At 63.2% G+C, this 19,328-nt stretch carries 17 protein-coding genes and 1 pseudogene; 6 read left to right on the top strand and 12 right to left on the bottom strand.

What is annotated here, in order from left to right; translation table 11 throughout:
- Positions 1–281: 281 nt before the first annotated feature.
- From BO1_RS53435 to BO1_RS30390, 8 genes are all read right to left on the bottom strand, one after another.
- Positions 282–1,061, bottom strand: coding sequence for a LysR substrate-binding domain-containing protein (locus BO1_RS53435; RefSeq protein ID WP_281179214.1), 780 nt, complete (start codon positions 1,059–1,061; stop codon positions 282–284).
- A gap of 72 nt (positions 1,062–1,133) precedes the next feature.
- Positions 1,134–2,054 carry a hypothetical protein gene (locus BO1_RS56605; RefSeq protein ID WP_156992476.1) on the bottom strand — a complete coding sequence of 307 codons (921 nt, stop codon included), beginning with the start codon at positions 2,052–2,054 and terminating at the stop codon, positions 1,134–1,136.
- A 182-nt stretch (positions 2,055–2,236) separates the two neighbouring features.
- Positions 2,237–4,054, bottom strand: coding sequence for a glutamine--fructose-6-phosphate transaminase (isomerizing) (gene glmS, locus BO1_RS30415; RefSeq protein WP_028220774.1), 1,818 nt, complete (start codon positions 4,052–4,054; stop codon positions 2,237–2,239).
- Positions 4,055–4,065: 11 nt separating this feature from the next.
- On the bottom strand, positions 4,066–5,391 hold the full coding sequence (locus tag BO1_RS53425; RefSeq protein ID WP_156992474.1) for a PQQ-binding-like beta-propeller repeat protein: 1,326 nt from the start codon (positions 5,389–5,391) through the stop codon (positions 4,066–4,068).
- Between the two features lie 42 nt (positions 5,392–5,433).
- On the bottom strand, positions 5,434–6,018 hold the full coding sequence (locus BO1_RS53420) for a hypothetical protein (RefSeq protein ID WP_052409663.1): 585 nt from the start codon (positions 6,016–6,018) through the stop codon (positions 5,434–5,436).
- Positions 5,996–7,264 carry a poly-beta-1,6-N-acetyl-D-glucosamine synthase gene (gene pgaC, locus BO1_RS30400; RefSeq protein ID WP_028220773.1) on the bottom strand — a complete coding sequence of 423 codons (1,269 nt, stop codon included), beginning with the start codon at positions 7,262–7,264 and terminating at the stop codon, positions 5,996–5,998. Before pgaC ends, BO1_RS53420 begins: the two co-directional genes overlap by 23 nt.
- Positions 7,261–9,348, bottom strand: coding sequence for a poly-beta-1,6-N-acetyl-D-glucosamine N-deacetylase PgaB (gene pgaB, locus BO1_RS30395; protein ID WP_028220772.1), 2,088 nt, complete (start codon positions 9,346–9,348; stop codon positions 7,261–7,263). Before pgaB ends, pgaC begins: the two co-directional genes overlap by 4 nt.
- Before the next feature lie 26 nt (positions 9,349–9,374).
- A complete protein-coding gene (locus tag BO1_RS30390; protein WP_063744729.1) occupies positions 9,375–11,627 on the bottom strand; it encodes a PgaA family protein in 2,253 nt (750 codons plus the stop codon).
- An 840-nt stretch (positions 11,628–12,467) separates the two neighbouring features.
- Here BO1_RS30390 and BO1_RS30385 point away from each other — a divergent pair.
- The 6 genes and pseudogenes from BO1_RS30385 to BO1_RS53415 all read left to right on the top strand — a co-directional run.
- The gene (locus BO1_RS30385; RefSeq protein WP_245643941.1) at positions 12,468–12,995 is read left to right on the top strand and encodes a hypothetical protein; all 528 of its coding nucleotides are present in this window, start codon (positions 12,468–12,470) and stop codon (positions 12,993–12,995) included.
- A gap of 63 nt (positions 12,996–13,058) precedes the next feature.
- The gene (locus BO1_RS30380) at positions 13,059–13,700 is read left to right on the top strand and encodes a hypothetical protein (protein WP_028220769.1); all 642 of its coding nucleotides are present in this window, start codon (positions 13,059–13,061) and stop codon (positions 13,698–13,700) included.
- A gap of 227 nt (positions 13,701–13,927) precedes the next feature.
- A complete protein-coding gene (locus BO1_RS30375; protein ID WP_028220768.1) occupies positions 13,928–14,257 on the top strand; it encodes an ArsR/SmtB family transcription factor in 330 nt (109 codons plus the stop codon).
- 92 nt (positions 14,258–14,349) lie between these two features.
- Complete coding sequence (locus BO1_RS30370; RefSeq protein ID WP_028220767.1) at positions 14,350–15,411, top strand: alkene reductase; 1,062 nt, start codon at positions 14,350–14,352, stop codon at positions 15,409–15,411.
- A 203-nt stretch (positions 15,412–15,614) separates the two neighbouring features.
- Positions 15,615–15,812, top strand: a complete 198-nt coding sequence (locus BO1_RS30365; RefSeq protein ID WP_028220766.1) for a DUF3562 domain-containing protein — start codon at positions 15,615–15,617, stop codon at positions 15,810–15,812.
- A 237-nt stretch (positions 15,813–16,049) separates the two neighbouring features.
- Positions 16,050–16,283: pseudogene (locus BO1_RS53415) on the top strand (DUF2866 domain-containing protein); the annotation flags it as partial.
- 154 nt (positions 16,284–16,437) lie between these two features.
- On the opposite strand, the gene dapA reads toward BO1_RS53415, so the two are convergent.
- The 4 genes from dapA to BO1_RS53405 all read right to left on the bottom strand — a co-directional run.
- The gene (gene dapA, locus BO1_RS30355; RefSeq protein ID WP_028220765.1) at positions 16,438–17,292 is read right to left on the bottom strand and encodes a 4-hydroxy-tetrahydrodipicolinate synthase; all 855 of its coding nucleotides are present in this window, start codon (positions 17,290–17,292) and stop codon (positions 16,438–16,440) included.
- 333 nt (positions 17,293–17,625) lie between these two features.
- Positions 17,626–18,054 (bottom strand): bactofilin family protein, encoded by a 429-nt coding sequence (locus BO1_RS30345; RefSeq protein WP_028220764.1) that lies wholly within the window; start codon positions 18,052–18,054, stop codon positions 17,626–17,628.
- A 91-nt stretch (positions 18,055–18,145) separates the two neighbouring features.
- Positions 18,146–18,508: a hypothetical protein gene (locus tag BO1_RS53410; RefSeq protein WP_043287250.1), complete on the bottom strand. Its 363-nt coding sequence runs from the start codon at positions 18,506–18,508 to the stop codon at positions 18,146–18,148.
- A partial coding sequence (locus BO1_RS53405) for a M23 family metallopeptidase (RefSeq protein WP_156992472.1) occupies positions 18,501–19,328 on the bottom strand: 828 nt, incomplete at its 5' end. The genes BO1_RS53405 and BO1_RS53410, both read right to left, overlap by 8 nt.

The following is a 19,328-nucleotide window of genomic DNA, read 5'->3' as shown; positions in this document are numbered from 1 at the left end:
AGTGGGGCGCCGGAACCCGAGTCAGGAAAGCGCTCCAGCGTAGATTGGGGCAATGACCCGTTTGCTGGCAGCAGACTGGCGACAATCAAAACCGAACGCCTCGGACCTGCCTGAAATTTGCCTCATGCCTGCATAGGGGCCCTGTAGGCATCGTCAATAAAGCTCGTCGAGGCCCTCGGTGGCGGCTGGACCGACCAGCCGGCCGAAGCCCCAAAATCCTGAGTGGAGTGCGCGCTCGCTCCTCCAGGGGGGAGCGCGTTCAGCAGCAACAAGGCAGCCCCCTACTTCTTTCGGCTCGCGGCCGCCGCGCGATTGGAGGAGGTCTGTTTTGCTCCCGCAGTTGGCGCCGGCGCGGCGCGCTCGTGTGGTTTGACACGCTGGGACGCGAGTCCGTCGTACACACCGGACTCGGACAGTTCTGATGCTATTTCCTTCAGCGTGGCAATCACAATCCGGATTGCCGGGGTCATCGCGCCCTGGCTTGAGCTGGCAAGGGTCACGAAGCGAGTGATGTTGGGCTTGACGATTCTTGAAGCGCGCAACCGGCCAGAGCGCACATCGGGGGCGATTGCCCATGGCCCGAGCACAGCATATCCGCGTCCGGTAGCTGCTACCTCTCGCTGGACAGCAAGCGAGTCTGCTTCCAGCACGGTCCGAAGCTCGATGCCAGCCCGGCGAGCCTCATCATCCATCAGATTTCGCAGGCGGTCAGGTCGTCCAGGCAATATCAGAGGCAATCCCGCAAGATGCCGAAACTCGACGGCCTCCCGCTGCAGGACAGGCGAGTCCGGTGCACCTACCAGATAGGTCTCGATTGTCGCGAGCGTTGCGAGCCGATCCGTCGTCATGGCGCGTTCCGCATGGAAAAGGATAGCGAGGTCCACGCGTCCACTGTCCAGCCACGTCTCAACCTCGCCCAACTGACTCTCCCGAACGTTCAGACGGATGTCCGGATAAGCGGCGTTGATGCGTTCACATAGCGTGGTCATCAGCGGATGAGCCGTCGACGGCAAAATGCCGATTCGGACTTCCCCAAACGGTGAGCCCGACGAAGTGCGTATGTCGTTGAAAAGCTGGTCGGTGTCCGCAATCCAGGCACGTGGATACCTTCGTCAGGTAGTCGTACATCGCGGTCATCCTTGGGTCAACAGTTCAAACTGCCTGTGCTCGTCCGACTCGGAGAACTTCGGGTCTCCGGTCCCAAAATAGCACTTCTCCAGCCACTCTCCAATTTTGTCCTTCTTTTTCCAGAGAATGATGAGGCCAATCCCTATCAAGAGAATCATGAAGATAAAGACAAACACCGTGGCCCCGAGAATGGTCGCAATGGCGAAGGCGACATTTGCGACAACGGAGCTGGTATGCAGATAGGCTAAACCAGGATTGTGATGCTCGAAATTCTCCTTGGCTTCCTTGAAGTCGTAAATCGCCCCGACCAGTCCCGCCGCTGCGCCGACAAAGCGACCGCCATACTCCACATAAAACCCGACGGTTTCACCGAACTCCGTCCAGAAAGCCCCTTTGGGACCAATCTCGCCATAAGCATCTGTCCAGTGGCGTGTGATTTCGGCATAGGACTCAGCCTGCCCCGGCTCCAGCGCCTTCGCAACAGCCGGATGCCGCGCAATGTGAGGCGAAACGAGTGCCTCCTGAACCACAAAGACCATCAGGTCCTCCCCGCCCAACCCGTAGCCCGTCCCGGTGGCAAAGAGGGCATCCACTTTCTGGTGAATGCTCGGCGCAAGCGGCTCCCCGGCAGCCTGAATGGACTGCAAGGTCTGCTCGATGAGTTGCACCCGCTTTAACGTTGCCCGTTGAGAGGATGACAACTCCAACGCCTGCGCAGAAGATACGGTCGGCCTCAAGGAGGCCGTCCAGGCATTCCCTGCAAAATAGCTCCAGCGCTCAATCGGGCCATACAGGAACGCTAACTGTTCCGGACGCAGAATCCAGGTGCGGAGTACTGAAATTGGCCGCAGGGGCGGCCGCTGCATCGACTGTACGGGAGTTTGCAGACCGGGGCCGAGACCCCAGCGACTGCGCTCGGCCGTCATTCTGGTGGCAATTTTGTGGGATTGGGCCGCAGACGCTGTCGATTTACAGCCGTGGAATCAGAAGCGTTTACATTTCTAAAATAAGGGCTTGGCGACAAAAACTGTGGGGAAACAGGGAGAAGCGTTTACCTGTAAACGCTTCTATTTCCAGTCGGCACACCAGCAACCCAAGCCCGAAATCCCTATTCCACCGTAACCGATTTCGCGAGATTACGAGGCTTGTCGATATCAGTCCCGCGCAGGCACGCCACGTGATACGCGAGCAGTTGCAGCGCCACCACATGCAGCACCGGCGAAAGCGCCCGGAACCAGGCCGGCATGTGGATCAGGCGCAAGCCGGACTCCACCGTCAAACCCGTGTCCGAATCGGCGAGCACAAAAAGACGCCCGCCTCGCGCCCGCACTTCCTCCATATTCGATTTCAGCTTGTGCAGCAACGTATCGTTGGGCGCCGTCACGATCACGGGCATTGCATCGGTTACGAGCGCGAGCGGCCCGTGCTTGAGTTCGCCTGCGGGGTACCCTTCTGCGTGGATATAGGAAATCTCCTTGAGCTTGAGCGCGCCTTCGAGTGCAATTGGATAGTGCGTGCCGCGCCCGAGAAAGAGCGCGTGATCGGATTGATAAAGCGCTTCGGCCCACGCCATGATTTCCGGCTCGCGCGCCAGCACATTGCGCATCGCATCCGGCAGCGCGGTGAGCTGGCGCATGTAGCTTTCAGCTTCGCTCTCGCTCACGTGCCCGCGCTGTTTGCCCATCTGGATCGCGAGCATGAAGAGCGCGACAAGCTGAGTCGTGAAGGCCTTTGTCGACGCCACGCCCACCTCGGGGCCGGCCTCTGTGATGAATGACCAGCGGCATTGCCTGACCATCGCGCTCGCGGCGACATTGCAGATCGCCAGCGTTCGCTGCTCGCCCATCGACTGCGTATAGCGCAGCGCGGCAAGCGTATCGGCAGTCTCGCCTGACTGCGAAACCGCGACAACGAGTGTATTGCCCGGCGAAACATAATCGCGATATCGATACTCGCTGGAAATCTCGGCCCGCGCGGCAACGTTGGCAAAGTGCTCGAACCAGCCGCAAGCCGTCAACGCCGCGTAATGGCTGGTGCCACAGCCGAGCATCACGACATTCGTTACTTCAGCCAGCTCTTCCGGCTTCGGCATGCCCGCCTGATGCGTTTCGCGCCCCGTGACTGACGCAATCGTGCGCGCAACGGCCACCGGTTGCTCGAAGATCTCCTTCTGCATGAAATGGCGGTAAGCGCCAAGCTCCGCATCCGACGCATGGCGCACGAAGGCAATCTCGCGGCGCGCAACGGCTTGCCCCTCCTTGTCGATGATCTTGACGCCCTTGCCTTCGATATCGACGAGATCGCCTTCCTCGAGATAAATGAATCGTTCAGCGCTACCGGCAAGCGCGAACGTATCCGAGGCAAGAAAAACGCCTTCCTTCCCAATACCGACGACGAGCGGCGAACCCTGCCGCGCGCCAATCACGCGTCCCGGCACATCGCGGCACATCACGGCAATCGCATAGGCACCCTGCAGCATCCTCGTCGCGTTGTGTACCGCCGCGAGAATATCCCCGCAATAGTGTTCGTGAACCAGATGCGCGATCACTTCGGTATCGGTCTGACTCGTGAACACATAGCCTTTCGCACGCAGCGACTGGCGCAGCTGCTCGTGATTCTCGATGATGCCGTTATGCACGACGGCAATCAGCTCGCCGGAAAAGATGGGGTGCGCATTGTCGATCACCGGCATGCCATGTGTCGCCCAACGCGTGTGCGCGATGCCGGTCGCGCCATCCAGGTCGAGCGCGCGCGCGTCGGCCTCCAGTGTGCACACGCGCGAGAGCGTGCGAACCCGGCGCGCTTCGCCGCGCTGGAGCACCGCAACGCCGCATGAGTCATATCCGCGGTACTCGAGCCGCTTCAGACCTTCCAGCAACGAAGGTACGATGTTGCGCTGGGCCACGCCCGCAACGATTCCGCACATGATCGCCTCCCTTAGTCGTTCGTCGAGACATCCGACTGCTTTGCTGCACGCTCGGGGCCGCAGCGATCCGATGCGGAAGGCGCCACCTCGTTGTGCACGTTGAAGTTCGCTTCACGCAAGCCAACCGGCGAAAGCGAGACAAAATGAACCGTGCCGGGACCATACGGAATACCGATCGCACCCGTGTTGCCCCATGCAAACGGAGCACGCATCATGCCGTGCAGGTCGATCGTGCTTCCGGTCAGCGCAAGCGCCATCAAGCGGCCATCGCGCGTGGGCACGTACGCGACGTTGCCATCCACCGCGATGCTCGACTCGCGCACGGAGGCGGGCAGACATTCGAGTTTTGCCGTGACGTGCCCGGCTTCGTCGATCAGCAGTATCGAAGTGCGCCCGTTGTCCAGCGTCGCTTCCAGCACGAAGCGGTTCGCAGCGGGCACCCAGGCGGCAGCATACGTGTAGTACTGCACCCGGAAAACATTAACCCCATCCTCCGGCCGCTCGAGCTTGCCGCTCACCGGGTCGTACACGGCAAACTCCAGTTGCGCGACGATCTCGCCGGGAATGTACTTCTGCCAGACGAGGAGCGCCTTGGTCGACGAGCCCGCAATCATGGGCCACCATTCGCGAACATGTACCGCCACGTTCTCGTGCCGCAACAGCTTGCCCGAGCCGTCGTAGACCTTCACATACACGCCGTTGCCGGTGCCGAGATTGTCGACACCGCCACCGTCCACCCAGTCTTCCGAATAGAACACGACGAAGCGCTCGCCAACCGCGGCCACATGACCCGAATGGCCGCCCGACTCGACATCGTTCGGATAGGGCTTGATGGGCGCCAGGTTCGATCGATAGACGCCGTAACGCTGGCTGACTTCGTTCGGCGTGTTCCAGCCGTCCTCGAAGCTGACGAAGATATTGCCCTGGGTGTTTTGCGCGACTGACACGGGCTCCTGCGCCTCCGGACGGCTGATGAAAATATGCACGCCCGCGAGGCGCGGATGCCCCGGCGACCACGCGCCAACATAGACGTCGTGCGGCCAGCTGCCGTCACGATTCGCACCGCGTGGCGGCAGACCCGAGCTGCTGAAGAAGACCCAGCTTTTGTCGCCGCCGGCGCTCGCCCACCCGATGCCGTGCATGAAGCGCCGCTCGTCGCCGAGGCCGAGCGCCGGCACGGCCACCACCGCCCCGGGCGGCGCCTGCCGCGCAGTGACCACCTGAGCGCTGGCGCTACCGCTGGACGCTGGATACAGCGCGACCGCGAGGGCAAATCCGGCCGCCGCCAGCCAGCCGGATCGGCGGCGGCGCCCGGCACGCTCGATGGTGCGATCCATGTCGGCGTCCGCTTTGCCGTGGCAGCGCATCGGCCTGCCCACTCAATGCCTTGGCGTCCGGAGCGACGGCTTGGCCGCGACCGTGTACACCGTCTGCTTCGGGTTGCCGTAGGTGCACCCCGTGGATTCGCGCTCGCCCGCAGCGCCCCCACCACTCGTAGCCGCTCCCGCTACAGACAGCACGCGCAGCGCCGCGATCAGCCCATTTGCGTCATGCGAGGCCACGAACACCCGGGCTACGGAGTTCAACTCGCGCGAAGCGGCCCCGGCGAACGGTCCAGGCTCGACCGTCAGCCCGGCCTTGCGGCGCAGCAGACGCTGCGTGCGCGACTTCGAGGCAAACGGGTGCGCCACGCGCGCGAGTATCATCCACATCGTCAAAACCGAGGCGATGGCGCCAATCGCCGCGAAATACGACACCAGTTCGGGCCAGGAAAGGTCGCCCTCCTCGAACGGCAACAGATAGCGATAGGCGTAGATCGTAATACCCGCCCACATCGAGCCGACGCAGGCCGGCCGCAGCAGCCTGAACCACAGAACCAGCAGGACACCGCGCGCGATGCCCTTGTCGGAGATGATCTGTTGCGGGGCGTGCAGGGAGAGGTCAATGACGGGCGTGCTGTTCATGTTGAATACCTCGATCAGGGCTAGTCCAGACTGCGCGCTTGCCGCGGCGCCCGAAGGCGATGACCGGCAGCGCAACGACAGTGGTGACCATGTTGATCAACCAGAATGCAAGCGGATACCAGACGGTGTCCATCACGTAGAGCAGCAGCTTCTCGTCGTAGCGCCGGTCAATCACGCAGCCGACGATGATCTGCAGCACGCAGGTCGCCACCAGCAGCATGCCGTGCCAGTGCGGCAGCAGCGAGACGTGCCAGTCCGGCGGCAACGTGTAGAACGCGTTGACAAGCGAGAGCAGCAGAATGAACGCCATCGAATAGGCCCAGGCGATGCCGAGCGCGTACTCGACAAAAAGCGGCCACATCATCAGGCGCTGCCCGAACAGGAGCCTGCCCGCATACTTGAACAACACCTGAATGCCGCCCTTGGCCCACCGCAGGCGCTGCTTGTAGAGCCCCTTGAGCGTCTCCGGCATGAGGATCCAGCTCAGTGCATGCGGCTCGTAGGCCACACGCCAGTCGTTGCACTGCAGCTTCCAGCTGATGTCGATATCCTCGGTCAGCATGTCGGAACTCCAGTAGCCGACATCGGCGAGCGCACTCTTGCGAAACATCGTGATGACGCCCGAGACGGTGAAGATGCGTCCATAGACCTGCTGCGTGCGCTTGATCAGTCCGACGATCGAGGAAAATTCGCCCACCTGCATGCGGCCGAGCAGCGACGTGCGCGTGCGGATGCGCGGGTTGCCGGTCACCGCGCCCACGTTCTGGTCGGAGATGAAGTGCTCGAGCATCCATTCGATCGCATCCTCGCCGAGCAGCGAGTCGCCGTCGATGCACATGAGGTAAGGCGCGTTGGTGAGCGACGCGGCAGTGGTCAGGCCAATCGCCTTGCCCTCGTTCTTTGAATGGTGAATAACGGTCAGATGCGCAATTTCGGCGGCGAGCTGGTTCAGTACCTCGCCCGTGCGGTCGCGGCTGCCGTCGTTGACTGCGATGATTTCGTAATTGGGGTACTTCAGTGTCGCGAGATGATGAAACACGCGGCGTGCATTCATCTCTTCGTTGAAGCACGGCACAATGACGGCCACCTTCGGCATCCCCGCCATTCTCAATGCGCTCGGCGAGCGTGACCGTCCATGCTCGAGCGCGAGGAAATGCACTGTCCCCCCGATCATCCACAGATACGACATGAAGAACGGGTAGAAGAAAATAAAGTCCTGCAGCCGGTTGATCACGATATGCATCATTGCCGTACCCCTCCGGCCTGAGCACCTTTGAGCAGCACATTGATCGCTGCGGGATCGAGGCGCTGGCGCGTCGACATGACGTCGGTTAATGCGACCGCATTCGGCAGATCGCGTGCGAAGTTGTCGGGGTAGTACCCGTAACTCACCATGCCCTCCTCGCGCAGATGGCGCATCTGATCGGTCAGGCGCGCGGTCGGCACACTGTCGCCCGTTTGGGCATCGGTTGCTTCGAGGAGAAAGACCGTGCGGCGCGGGCCATCCGGCACGGCCTGCACCACCCGGCCGAGCTTGTCGAGCCAGCTGTCCACCGAAGTGATGCCCTGTCGCGACGGCATCGCGAGCAGACCCACGAAATCGTACGCGCTCACAAAGGTCGGATAGTTTTGCGCATAGCGCGGCTCGTTGCCTGGGTCCAGCAAGACATCGGGAAAGATCGTGCGCACGGTCAGCACTTCGTCGCTGTTCTGGCTGTCCAGCACGATCTGGCGCAGCTCCTTCGTGAGGTCGAGCAGATAGCGGGTCTTCTGCGTGCCCCAGCGCTTCATCGTCTCCCGATTGGCGCGAATCTGCTCGACATTGCCCGGCAAGCCCCAGCTTGCATAGGTCTGGCGCGCGTGCCGCCCGTCGTCCTCGAAATCGCTGAGCATCGCGTCCTCGCCGAACAGCACGCCGTTGAATGCCGAGTACTTGCCGAGGTCCTCATACAGATCGCGCACGTAGGCGCGCGCCGCCGGATCGAAAGGACTGAGCCGGGGCACGCCCGACGCGCCGGGCGGCAAGGTGCTGCCCGCGGCCGCCGTGACGAACTCGACGCGCCCGTTGAGCTTCTCCGGCACCGCGTATGCGAGCACCGGCATCCAGGCATAAACCTCCACATTGGCGCGCGTATTCAACTGCCAGGCCGCGCGGCAGAACAAGTCGGAGCGCATCGGCAAATGCCGGTTCGGGAAATAGAGCGCGCGCGCCAGTCCCGAGCGCGAAGGATCCGAATAGGCCTGCAGGTAAACCGAACTCGGCTTCAATCGATACATGCGTTCGATCAGCGCGCCGAGCTTCTTCTCCTGCGCGTCGGGCGAAGGATCGTAGACATCGTCGAGCGATACCACGACGGGGCGCTCCACCGGATTGATTTCGCCGCGGTTTTGAGCAGGCTCGCGCATCGAGCGCTCGAAATCGCCCACGTCGATGTCGTACGTCGCAAGAATGCGGCGCAGGCGATCGAGCGGAATGTCCGGCGTATTCGGACCAGACTCGAGCGTAAACTGCGTGGGCATGCCAAGGCGCGCAGACACGGTGCGCACGGTCAGATTCTGCGCCCCATAAGGCCATACCATCGAGCGGATCGACACGCCCGTCTGCTGCTTTACCTGACGCATGCAATTGCCCAGGTCGCCACGCACGCGCGACTCGAACTCGGCATCGGTCTCGTAGCGCTGCTGGTCTTTCAGGTACAGATGCGAAGTGGCCGCCGGCAGTTCGTTGCCCTGAGGATTAGCAACGGCGCCGTGATGCAGGTCGTGCGTATGGCACGCCAACTCGACGAGCCCCGACGACGCCACGTTGCGCAAGTCGTCCCACGACATGAACGTGTCGCGCGGCACGACCACGGTGTCCGATAGCCGGATACCCGAATCTGCGGGCGTATCGATCCACGACGTAACGATCCCCATGACACCGGGATACCTGAACTGCCTCAGCAGCGGCAGCACCTTGTCATGGTGGCTCTTGAAGCCGTCGTCGAAAGTCAGCAGCACGGCGCGCGGCGGCAATGGCGCGCCACCGCTGCGCGACGCCACAATCGCGCTGAACGTCACCGGGTTGTAATGGTTCGTATCGAGCCACGAAAAAATCGATGTCAACGTGCCGGTGTCGACCGCATACGGGTCGATCATGCTGTTCGTATGGAACTCGGCGCGCAGGTTGTCGCGCACGTCGTGAAAGCAGATCACGCGAAAAGTCTTGCCATCGGCCGGATCGGCCGGCGGGAGGATGTCGATCAGTTTCGCGGGCGCCAGCGATGGAAACAGCGAACAGCCTGCCATCGCACCCAGACAGCTACAAATAAAACCTCGACGAGATTGCATCGCCCGCCTCCTCTCGGATTTCAAGGTCAGAAGGGAACCGTGAGCGTGGCATAGGCGATCTCCGAAAATTCACGCGTTCCGTCGTACGTGTGACTGAGCACACCGAAGCCATACTTGAGCGTGATGTCGTGACTGAACGTCCACGCGTGTTCGATACGGGCCCCCACTTCCGCGCTCGTACCGAAGCCGCGCTGGTTATAGGCGCCCGCGGTCAAATAGAAACGCTGCACCAGGTCTTTCTCCCCGCTGCGCCAGATCGCCCATTGGTGCATGGCGACCACTTCCGCGGTGTAGTCGCGCGAAGGCGCGAAATAAGCCGCATTGGTAATCGTGTTGCTATCCGTACTGAGGTTCAGCGAAATATTCACGAACTGGTTCGCCGTCGTGAATACGCGCTGCGTCCCGCTCAACGCGATCTCCTGATTGAAGTTCGAGTCGCTGTAGCGCGCAGCGGTGTAAGACAGCGACGCCGAACGCTGATCGGTGTCCGTGAAATTGAGGCTGGCCTCCGCGGTTTTCCCCCAGATATGGTTGAGGTACGCCTTCATGGGCAGCGCGTTACTGTCGCTGTCGACGCCGGCGCTCGCCGACCAATAGTCGTTGAACGCATACGAGACTTCGCCGTTGCCACCGGTTCGTCCATCGCTGCCCATCGAACGCGTCACCTCGCCGGTCACAGTCAGCGCGCCATTACGATAATCGCCGCCAACACCGGTGCGGGTCCGGCTGACATTGCCGATGTCCGTGTTCGCATAGCCATAGAACGTATGGGAAAAGACGCGCCAGTTGTCGAAGATCGGCGGCGAATACAGGGTCGTGTCGATGCTGAACTCGTTGTCCGCCAGCGCCGAGGCACCATGCTCGCCGTTGACGTCGACCGTCAAAACCGGCGCGAGGTAGGCCTGATAGTCGCGCTTGAAGCTGCGCACGGAGCCGTTCTCGGGGAACGTGTCATCGAAAGCGGTATTGATCCGGTGCGCGTTGGCATAGTCTTCGAGCGCAATCGATGCGCGCCCGAGACCGGCCAGTGCCTCGATGTTGTCCGGATGATCCGTCAACGTCACGGAATACATGTCGCGTGCGTGCCGCGTCTGGCCCGTGCCGAGCACCGCGTCGGCCTGCGCGTCGCGCACTTCCGCGTTGAACGGCACCTGCTGTTCGAGCCGCTGCAATCCGGCCATGCCTTCACTCGTCTGGCCAATGTAAATCTGATACTGCGCGAGCAGACGGTAGTAGCGCAGATAGTCGTCGTTAGCGGGATCCCACGGATGCACCTCGTCGGCCGGCGGCAGGCCGGCATGAATGTCGTCGAGCACCTGGTGGGCCTGCGTATATTTGTTCTGATCGGTGAGTGCATAGAACAGGCCTTCGCGCAGATCGATCAGACGCGTGTGCGAGCCGTACTGGTAGCCGAGCGTTGCAGCGTCGGCGGGCCCCGCGCGCGTCTCTTCGATGGCACGGCGATACACCACCTCCGACTTGGCCGGCTCCTGTAAATAAGAATAGGCGTCGCCCACCGACGCAAGGGCCTCGGCCGACACCTCCGAATTCTGCGGGATGGTTTCGAACACGGCGACGGCGTCTTCCATGCGCCCGCGCGCGGCATACGCAACGGTGCGGTCGCCGGCAAGCGATGCGCGCACTTGCGCGTACTCCGGCGTATTCGGCAGATGCTTGTCGAACTCTTCCGCATGACGAATGGCGGCATCGAGCGAATCGAAGCGGTCGGTGCTCGTCATTGCGCGAACCTTGGAGCGGCCGCCCCGCACTTCTTGCCGGATCGCGAGTTCCTCGATCTCCGCGAGATCGACTGGCGAGAACACATCGGGGCGCTTCCTGGCTTCTTCGAGCGCACGGTTCGCGCCGCCACTCGTTGCGAGGCCAAAGATCTGATGGCGCAAATCTTCGCCGGGCTGCGGACCGTTGCCGGTCGTGGGCAACTGCATTTGCGGCGCAACCGGTGCGGGTTGCGGTGGGGGTTGCGGTCCAGGCTGCGTGGAGCTATTTTCCTGCGCTTGCTGCACTGGCGCGGGAGCAGCGGGAGGAGACGAAACCGGAACGCCAGTAGTGTCGCTCACGGTGTTTTGGGGCACGTCCGTCGAGGCCGCGACGGCATACACGGTGCTCCCCGAAGCGTCGGTCGTCACGGGGCGTGCAACAGGATCGCTGCTCGCGGCATCGTCCGCGAGTGCAACCATGAACACCACCGGCTTGGCCGCGTCGACTTCCTGCGCGAGAGCGTCCTTGCTTTCGAGTACTGCATAGGTTGACAAAAGCATGACCGCCGCCGGCGCGCATACACTCAGTGGACGCCGCCGAGGCGACGTGTACAAACGCTTGCTCTCGACCATTTTTGTTTGCCCCTTGCTGTTCGTTGTCGTTGAATACGACACACGACACGGCTCCTGCAAATGTCGTACCGCTTTTGGCGTACGAATATCGCTTCTCCGTAACATCCCAAGGCAATACCACTCACGCGAGCACAGCGATCGTGAGTGTCAGTCAACGGGCGAACCTTTCAACTCGTGGCACGGGACGCCCCAAGCATCACCCGCCCGCGCGGCAAGTGGTGTCTTCACTCGTCAGTCATCTGAGCGATGAAATATTTTTTTTGCGGACTCAATCAAATATGGAGTCAGGCTCCAATCACGGCCGGTCTACTCTTCGCTGTTCAAGCAGCGAAGACATAGTTAGTACATCAAAGGATATCGAGCGCTACGGTACGCTCGCCAATCGGCAGATCTGGAACATCCGGCTTGCGGCGTCCTTGCCATTGCCCGATAGACACAGTATCGGGACAACACCTGAGATCAAAACATCGAAGCGTTGCAGGTGTGTTTCAACGCTACCCGCACCAGGCGCGTGCGGCACTTCAATTGCTACCGGTCCGTGAGCACATGACCACACTCTAGTGCACGCTTATGCGAGATCCATCAGCACGTTTCATCCGGTTACAACTCCGCGCTCTTCTTCACCTGGTTAACACAACTATGCTGCTATATGTACCTGCATTCCGTGGTTGAGTTGCCGGACGTGGCATAAATTACTGACGACCGTGAGCGGTTGCTTTTCGCCCCCGCGGTCCCTATCCTAGTTGCACATCAAAGGGGGAGATAACCATGGGGACCTTGAAGAAACGAGGTCTGCTTGTGCCGGTGAGCCTCGTGCTCATCACCAGTGCGTATGCGGTATCTGCCTGGGCACAGATCGCGAGACCCGTTGGAGCGCAAAACTCGCAAGCCACTACGCCAATGGCTCCGCCCGCTCAAGCGGCACCCATGGCACCCACCGCTCCACCTGCTTCCACCGCGCCCGCTAACCAAACGGCTTCTCCGGCGGCTCAGCAACAGATGCTCTATTACGTCTGCGGTAACACAAACATCGACGCTCACGTAACGTCACCCGACCCTCAACATCCCTTCAACCTGGGTGTGACGTTTGTCTCCTCGTCGAGCGGCGCGCTGCTGACCGAAGTCTCCGTCAAGGTTAGGCGCCACGGCCGTGTGCTGATGGATTTCATCGCCGCGGGTCCGCATTGCCTGTTTTCCGTGCCGGAAGCGGACTACCGTATCGAAGGTACTTACCGCGGCGAGATGAAATTCGAAATCGTTCAGACTGGCACCATGAATGCCCAGATCAAGTGGTAAGCGTCAGACAGGTTTGAAAGGCGCACGGTCTGCACGGTCCGCTTCTCACGAAACACCCGAGCCATGACCATACCGAACTCGCCCGAAGACCGCTCGACAGACGAGCCTGCACACAGCAAGGAGGAAATCGAACGCGACAGCCTGCTGTCTCCCGTTACGTCGGGAGCCGGGCTCAGCGTTGCGTTGAGCGTCGCGTTCTATCTGATCGTCCTGACTGTCGGCATCGGCTACGATCACACGCATCGGTTGCGTAGTCCACCATCCGGCACGCCTGACGCGTCCAGCGCCGCCTGGCTGGCCAGCGTACAGGCACCGATACGCCGTCTGATGCCGGCCGAAGTGATCGGACCAGTCAGGGTGCTGCTCGCCCAGGCGCACGACTGCGCACTCGCTGGCCGCTGGGATTGCGTGAACGACTCAACTCACGCGGCCATCGCGCTGCGCGGCGATCCGTCCGAAGCGCAACCCGAAGCACCCACCATGGTCGCCGAGGCAAACGCCAACGAGATGGGGGTGTCGTCTCACGCGGCGTTTGCGAGTCCCACTTACGTCGGCCGTAGCGAGCGCCTGAAAGTAGCGGCTCATGCGAGCACACCCTATGGAAAATGGCGCCACTATCGACACACTGGCGTAGGGTTCATCGCAAAGCGCACGACGGCACGCCGCGCATCGCCCGAACTCCTGGCAGACCTGTACCGCCACTGAATTGCGGGTCGGTCTGCAGCCCCTTTTCAAAAACAACAAGGCAAGCTGCGTCTCGGCGGCTTCGAAGGGACTTGCGGCGATGTGCATGTCGAGTAGCGCGGCGACTCCTTCAGCGAAGTCATGATCTCAAGCGCATCGTCGATAACTCACAACCCTCTTGAAATCAGTGTCATCGCCCATATCGTTAAAATGCGATATATGATTCGCACAGTCACGATGCAACGTCCATGAAGAAATCCCAACCGACCCCAACGCTCGACGTCGACGTCGATGCGATCTACAAGGCGCTGGCCAACCCCGTGCGGCGCGAGATCCTTGCGTGCCTGCGCGAGCCGAAGGTCCATTTCGCCGATCAGGAGCTCCCGCTCGAGCACGGCGTCTGCGCGGGCCGGATCGACGCGCACTGCGCGCTCTCGCAATCCACGGTGTCGGCGCATCTGGCCGCGCTGCAGAAGGCGGGGCTCGTCACGTCGAAACGGGTCGGTCAATGGGTGTTCTTCAAGCGCAACGAGCCGGTTATCGAGGCGTTTCTGGCCCTCGTGAGCAAGCAGTTGTGACGGCGAGCATCGTCGCAAGCCGACCGGCAAGGCCGGCTTCATTTCCCGTATCGATTCAAGGCCGCGGGCCGCGCCCGCAACAAGGTGAACACATGGCAACGCTTTTCGACCCCATTCAAATCGGCGACCTCACGCTGCCCAACCGCATCATCATGGCGCCGCTCACGCGCCAGCGCTCGGGCGAGGCGCGCGTGCCCAATGCACTGATGGCGAAGTACTACGCGGAGCGCGCCTCGGCGGGCCTCATCATCAGCGAGGCGACCTCGGTCACGCCGCAGGGCGTGGGCTACGCGGAAACGCCGGGGATCTGGTCGCAGGAACAGGTCGAGGGCTGGAAGCTCGTGACCGAGGCCGTGCATGCCGCGGGCGGGCGCATCTTCCTGCAGTTGTGGCACGTGGGCCGCATCTCGGACCCGCTGTTCCTCGACGGCGCATTGCCCGTCGCGCCGAGCGCCATCGCGGCGCAGGGCAACGTGAGCCTCGTGCGTCCGCAGCGCGCCTACGTCACGCCGCGCGCGCTCGCCACCGATGAGATCGCCGGCGTCATCGCCGCATTCCGCCAGGGCGCGCTCAATGCGAAAGCCGCGGGCTTCGACGGCGTCGAGATTCACGGCGCGAACGGCTATCTGCTTGACCAGTTCCTGCAGGACAGCACCAACCAGCGCACCGACGCCTACGGCGGCTCGATTGAGAATCGCGCGCGCCTGCTGCTCGAAATCACCGACGCGTGCATCGACGTCTGGGGGCCGAATCGCGTGGGCGTACACATCGCTCCGCGCGGCGACGCGCACACGATGGGCGATTCGAATCCCGCAGCAACTTTCGGCTACGTCGCACGCGAACTTGGCAAGCGCAAGATTGCGTTCCTGTTCGCACGCGAGTCGCTCGGCGAACACCGTCTCGGCCCGCAATTGAAGGCCGAATTCGGCGGCCCGTACATCGCGAATGAAAAGTTCACACTGGAAGCGGCGCAACGCGTGCTCGCCGATGGCGAAGCCGATGCCGTCGCCTGGGGCCAGCTCTTCATCGCGAATCCGGATCTGCCGCGCCGCTTCGAAATGAACGCGCCGCTCAATGCGCCGAATCCGTCGACCTACTACGCGCGCGGAGAGACCGGCTACACGGACTATCCGTCGCTCGAGAACGTGGCGTAAGCAGCGAACGCCGCATCGCGATCAGCTTCACTCACTCGTCCCCGGCCAGGGCGGCATGCCCTGGCCGGGGACGATGCATTTGCGCGCGCGCTTTTTCGCAGCCTGCCGCCTTTCCATAGGCCGATTCAATTGGCGTCGCGCACGAGTTTGTCCTTGAATGGCATCTCCGCCTGCCTCGTCCCCTCGCTGACTGGAGAACCACCATGCCCCAAGTCGACGCCGAGCAAATCGTCCACAGCATCGCCGAAGAGACCAATACCCCTGAGGAAACGGTAGCCCGCATCTACGCCGACGCGCTCGACAACTATCGCGCCGACGCACGCATCCTCGACTATCTCCCGCTCTTCGCCGCGCGCAAGGTCCGCGCGACCCTGCGACAAAACAGCGCAAAACCGCACTGATCGCTCGCCTCACTCCCGCCAGCGAGTTGCGTCTCCCGCGCGGACGCGGTTCGCGCGGCGGGCGTTCGCGCGCGCTTCAAAGCCGTATGCGCCGGGCTCGCGCGTCGATCGCACATGGCCGGCACCGCCTCTTTAAGCCTGGTTTAATTCTTCGCTGCAAATATATGCTCACCCCTGTTGAGCCGCCGGAGCATCGGCGGCGTTTTTTTGTGCGGTTAGCCGAGGAGGAGCGAGGTCATGGTTGAAGACGACGATGTGCTGATGCACTTGCAGTCCCTGCTGCGCGACGGCTCGACTACACGCGTTGCGTCATGCCGTGTCTCCATGCCGCTGCAGAATCCATGGGGCCGTGCTTATCGGCTCGTCGAATGGACCACGCCGCTCGACGACGGCGCGCGCCGCCAGGTCGTGCCCGCCGAGAGCTCGGCGCTCGACATCGCGCGCCTCGTGGCGGAGCACGTGCCCGGCCGCCGCATTCTGCTCAACGGCGAAGCAGTGGACGCCGAACGCCCGCGCACGCGGCGCCGTGCGCGCAGCACCGCCACCGCGCGCGCTACGAGCTAGGGCCTGCGGCGCGTCCCACATATCAGGACGCGCCGCGCACGCAGCGATTTTTGCCAAAGTTTCACGCCACCATACTTCCCAACGTCTCTTCCAGCGCCTCGCTTGCACGAGTCATCGGTGCGCGCAGCTCATTGCGAATGAGCCCGCGCCGCGCGAGCGCCGCCTTCACCGGCCCCGGATTCGGCTCCGCGAACGCCGCGCGCACGAGCGGCACGAGTGTGTGCCAAAGCGCACGCGCATCGGCGAGACGTCCCTCGCGCAGCGCCCGCTCCATCGCCACGAAACGCTCCGGCAACAGATGCGCCGATGCCGCAATCGCACCGCTCGCGCCCGCGCACAGTACGCCGAACATTTCGATGTCCTCGCCGCAGAGCACCTGCAGGCGGCCATCGAGAATCAGCGCGAGCGTCTTCTCGAGCGAGCCGCCGCAATCCTTCACCGCGACGATGCGCGTGTGGCCCGCCAGCTCGAGCAAGGTCGGCAATTCGAGCTGCACGCCGGTTCGTGCGGGAATGTCGTAGAGGATCACGGGCTTGCGGCTCGCGTCGGCGAGCGCCAAGAAATGGCCGATCACGCCCGCCTGCGACGGGCGAATGTAATACGGCGCCGCCGCCAGCACGCCCGCAACCGACGTTTCGTTGAGCGCGGCGATGCGCTCGCACACCGACTGCGTGTGATTGCCGCTCACGCCCGCGACCACCGGCAAGCCCCCCGCGCTCGCGAGCACGGTGGCGAGCACGGCGTCCTGCTCGCGGTCGTCGAGCGCGGCCGGCTCACCCGTCGTGCCGAGCGCAACAAAGCCCGCTACACCCGCCTGCGCATAGTGGCGCACGAGCGCGTCGAGCGCCTCGTGATCGACGGCGCCGCGATTGAACGGTGTGACGAGCGGAATCCAGATACCCGAAAACGAAGACATGACTTTCCCTTGAACGCGACCGTATGGAAGGTCCGTCGAACCGTACGCGGGAATCGGGCAAGCCAGGAGGGAGAAAGAGGCGGGGCGCCGCCGGCAGGCCGTTCCATCGCACATCCGACGGAACAGCGAGCTCCGGTCAGATGAGCGGCTGTTTTTTGGCTTTGGCTACCAGGCACGGGCGCGAAGCCTGCGCGCACGCACGCGTCGCGCTCGAAGCGGCGACGGCGAACAACGTGACGAAGGGATTCGGCTGACGTGACATGCCGTGCAGTGTAACGGAAAACTCGGGAAATCGCGGCAAACCGCGCGAGCCTGCACACACCGCTTCAGGAATCAGCTGTGGACCTCGACGTCCACGACGGAGGTATCGAGCAGCAGGCTCGGTGCCTCGCCCGGGTCGCGCTTCGTGAGCTTGCCGTCCACGCTCGCGCCGCAATCCATCTGCAATTGCTGGTAGTAGATGTTGCCGACCACGTGCGCGTTCGCCTGCAGCTCGACGAAATGATCGGCGATCACGTCGCCGACGATGCGCCCGTTGACCACGATGTCATAGCCGTGCACGTTGCCCTGCACGCTGCTGCGCTCGCTCAGCACGAGCAGCGTCTGTGCGCCTGCCTTGCTGCTGACATTGCCGTTGACCTGGCCGTCGAGCCGCAGCCCATCGGCGAATTCCAGATTGCCCGTGATGCGGACATCCTCGGCAATCAAGGTCGCGAGCTTCGTTTGGGCGATGCCCGGCTGGGGTTTCTTCTTGTTGAACATGGGTGACACCGTTGCGTTTGGTTGTGTTGTGTTTCGTTGCGTTTGGTCTGAAAGGGTCTGGTCGATCTCGCGATCAAGCACGCGCGCGGGATCAGTGCGCGTTCGGGCGGGCGCCGTGGCCGCGCAGGAACGTGAGCTCGGCTTGCAGCTTCGCGGCCTCGGCCTGCGCCGCGTCCGCCGCCTTTTGCAAGGCCGAGCGCGCCGCGCGCTCCTGCTCCAGCGCGAGCTCGGTGTTGGAGAGCCGCGTCTGCAGCAAATCGGGCGCGACGACCGGGCAACGGCCGCCGTCATCGGCATACAGCGCCCATGCGGTGACCCCCGCGCCGGCCGCCGCCGCTACGGCGGTCCATGTGAGCGCCACGCCCCAGCGCCATGCGCGCGAGCGCACCGGCTGCAACTCGAAAGCGCGCTGCGCGTCGCGGCGCTGGCGCGCCGAACGCCGTGGGTCAGCCATTGGCGCCTCCCGCGCCGCTTGCGGCTCCGCTTGTTGCTCCCTTTGCGGCTCCGCTCACGGCGCGGTTGGCCGCTTCGCTTGCGTCCCGGTACGCGCTGAAGAGATCGAGATAGTCCTTGGGATCGACCTGCACGCCCTTCACGATCACCTCGAAGTGCAGGTGCGGGCCAGTCGAGCGCCCGGTCGAGCCAACGTCAGCGATATGCTCGCGCGGCAGCACGACCTGCCCGACCTGCACGTCGATCTTCGAGGCGTGCCCGTAACGCGTCACGAAGCCGTTACCGTGATCGATCTCCACCGCGTTGCCATAGCCCGACTTCTGCCCCGCGAAGATGACGCGGCCGCCCGCGGCGGCGAGAATCGGCGTGCCCGTGGGCGCGACGATATCGAGCCCCGGATGAAAGCTCAGGCGCTGCGTAAACGGGTCGATGCGGTTGCCGAACGGCGAGCCGGGCCGGCCTGCCACGGTGGGGCGGCGGCCCGGAAACGCGTCCCACGCCGCCTCGTGCTGCGCCACGGCCTGCTCGAGCGCGCCGAGCGTGGCGGCCATGCAGTCGACTTCGCCATTGACGGCGTGCGCGTTGGCACGCGCGGCGGACGCCTCGACACAGTGGCGCGGCGCGAGCGCGGGGCCACCCTCGCCGCCATCGTCGTCGCCGGAGCGCGTGGCGGGCGCGGCAGGCGCCACCGCCGCCCCACGCGGCGGCTGCGCGCGCAGCCGCTGGTCGAACTGGCGCAGCTCGGCAAGCTGGGCGGCCAGGCGCGCGATGCGCGGATCGAGCAGCGCAATCGAGGCGTTCATGCGGCCGATCTCGCCCAC

The organism is Paraburkholderia oxyphila NBRC 105797 (assembly GCF_000685075.1).
Classification (GTDB): Bacteria; Pseudomonadota; Gammaproteobacteria; order Burkholderiales; family Burkholderiaceae; genus Paraburkholderia; species Paraburkholderia oxyphila.
The sequence above is the reverse complement of the archived record's forward strand: the minus strand, read 5'-3'. Positions and strand labels throughout refer to the sequence as shown.

Coding starts and splice junctions, on each gene's coding strand:
- BO1_RS56605 (WP_156992476.1), bottom strand. CDS start 2,054: ATGACGGCCGAGCGCAGTCGCTGGGGTCTCGGCCCCGGTCTGCAAACT.
- glmS (WP_028220774.1), bottom strand. CDS start 4,054: ATGTGCGGAATCGTTGCGGGCGTGGCCCAGCGCAACATCGTACCTTCG.
- BO1_RS53425 (WP_156992474.1), bottom strand. CDS start 5,391: ATGGATCGCACCATCGAGCGTGCCGGGCGCCGCCGCCGATCCGGCTGG.
- BO1_RS53420 (WP_052409663.1), bottom strand. CDS start 6,018: ATGAACAGCACGCCCGTCATTGACCTCTCCCTGCACGCCCCGCAACAG.
- pgaC (WP_028220773.1), bottom strand. CDS start 7,264: ATGATGCATATCGTGATCAACCGGCTGCAGGACTTTATTTTCTTCTAC.
- pgaB (WP_028220772.1), bottom strand. CDS start 9,348: ATGCAATCTCGTCGAGGTTTTATTTGTAGCTGTCTGGGTGCGATGGCA.
- BO1_RS30390 (WP_063744729.1), bottom strand. CDS start 11,627: ATGCTTTTGTCAACCTATGCAGTACTCGAAAGCAAGGACGCTCTCGCG.
- BO1_RS30385 (WP_245643941.1), top strand. CDS start 12,468: ATGGGGACCTTGAAGAAACGAGGTCTGCTTGTGCCGGTGAGCCTCGTG.
- BO1_RS30380 (WP_028220769.1), top strand. CDS start 13,059: ATGACCATACCGAACTCGCCCGAAGACCGCTCGACAGACGAGCCTGCA.
- BO1_RS30375 (WP_028220768.1), top strand. CDS start 13,928: ATGAAGAAATCCCAACCGACCCCAACGCTCGACGTCGACGTCGATGCG.
- BO1_RS30370 (WP_028220767.1), top strand. CDS start 14,350: ATGGCAACGCTTTTCGACCCCATTCAAATCGGCGACCTCACGCTGCCC.
- BO1_RS30365 (WP_028220766.1), top strand. CDS start 15,615: ATGCCCCAAGTCGACGCCGAGCAAATCGTCCACAGCATCGCCGAAGAG.
- dapA (WP_028220765.1), bottom strand. CDS start 17,292: ATGTCTTCGTTTTCGGGTATCTGGATTCCGCTCGTCACACCGTTCAAT.
- BO1_RS30345 (WP_028220764.1), bottom strand. CDS start 18,054: ATGTTCAACAAGAAGAAACCCCAGCCGGGCATCGCCCAAACGAAGCTC.
- BO1_RS53410 (WP_043287250.1), bottom strand. CDS start 18,508: ATGGCTGACCCACGGCGTTCGGCGCGCCAGCGCCGCGACGCGCAGCGC.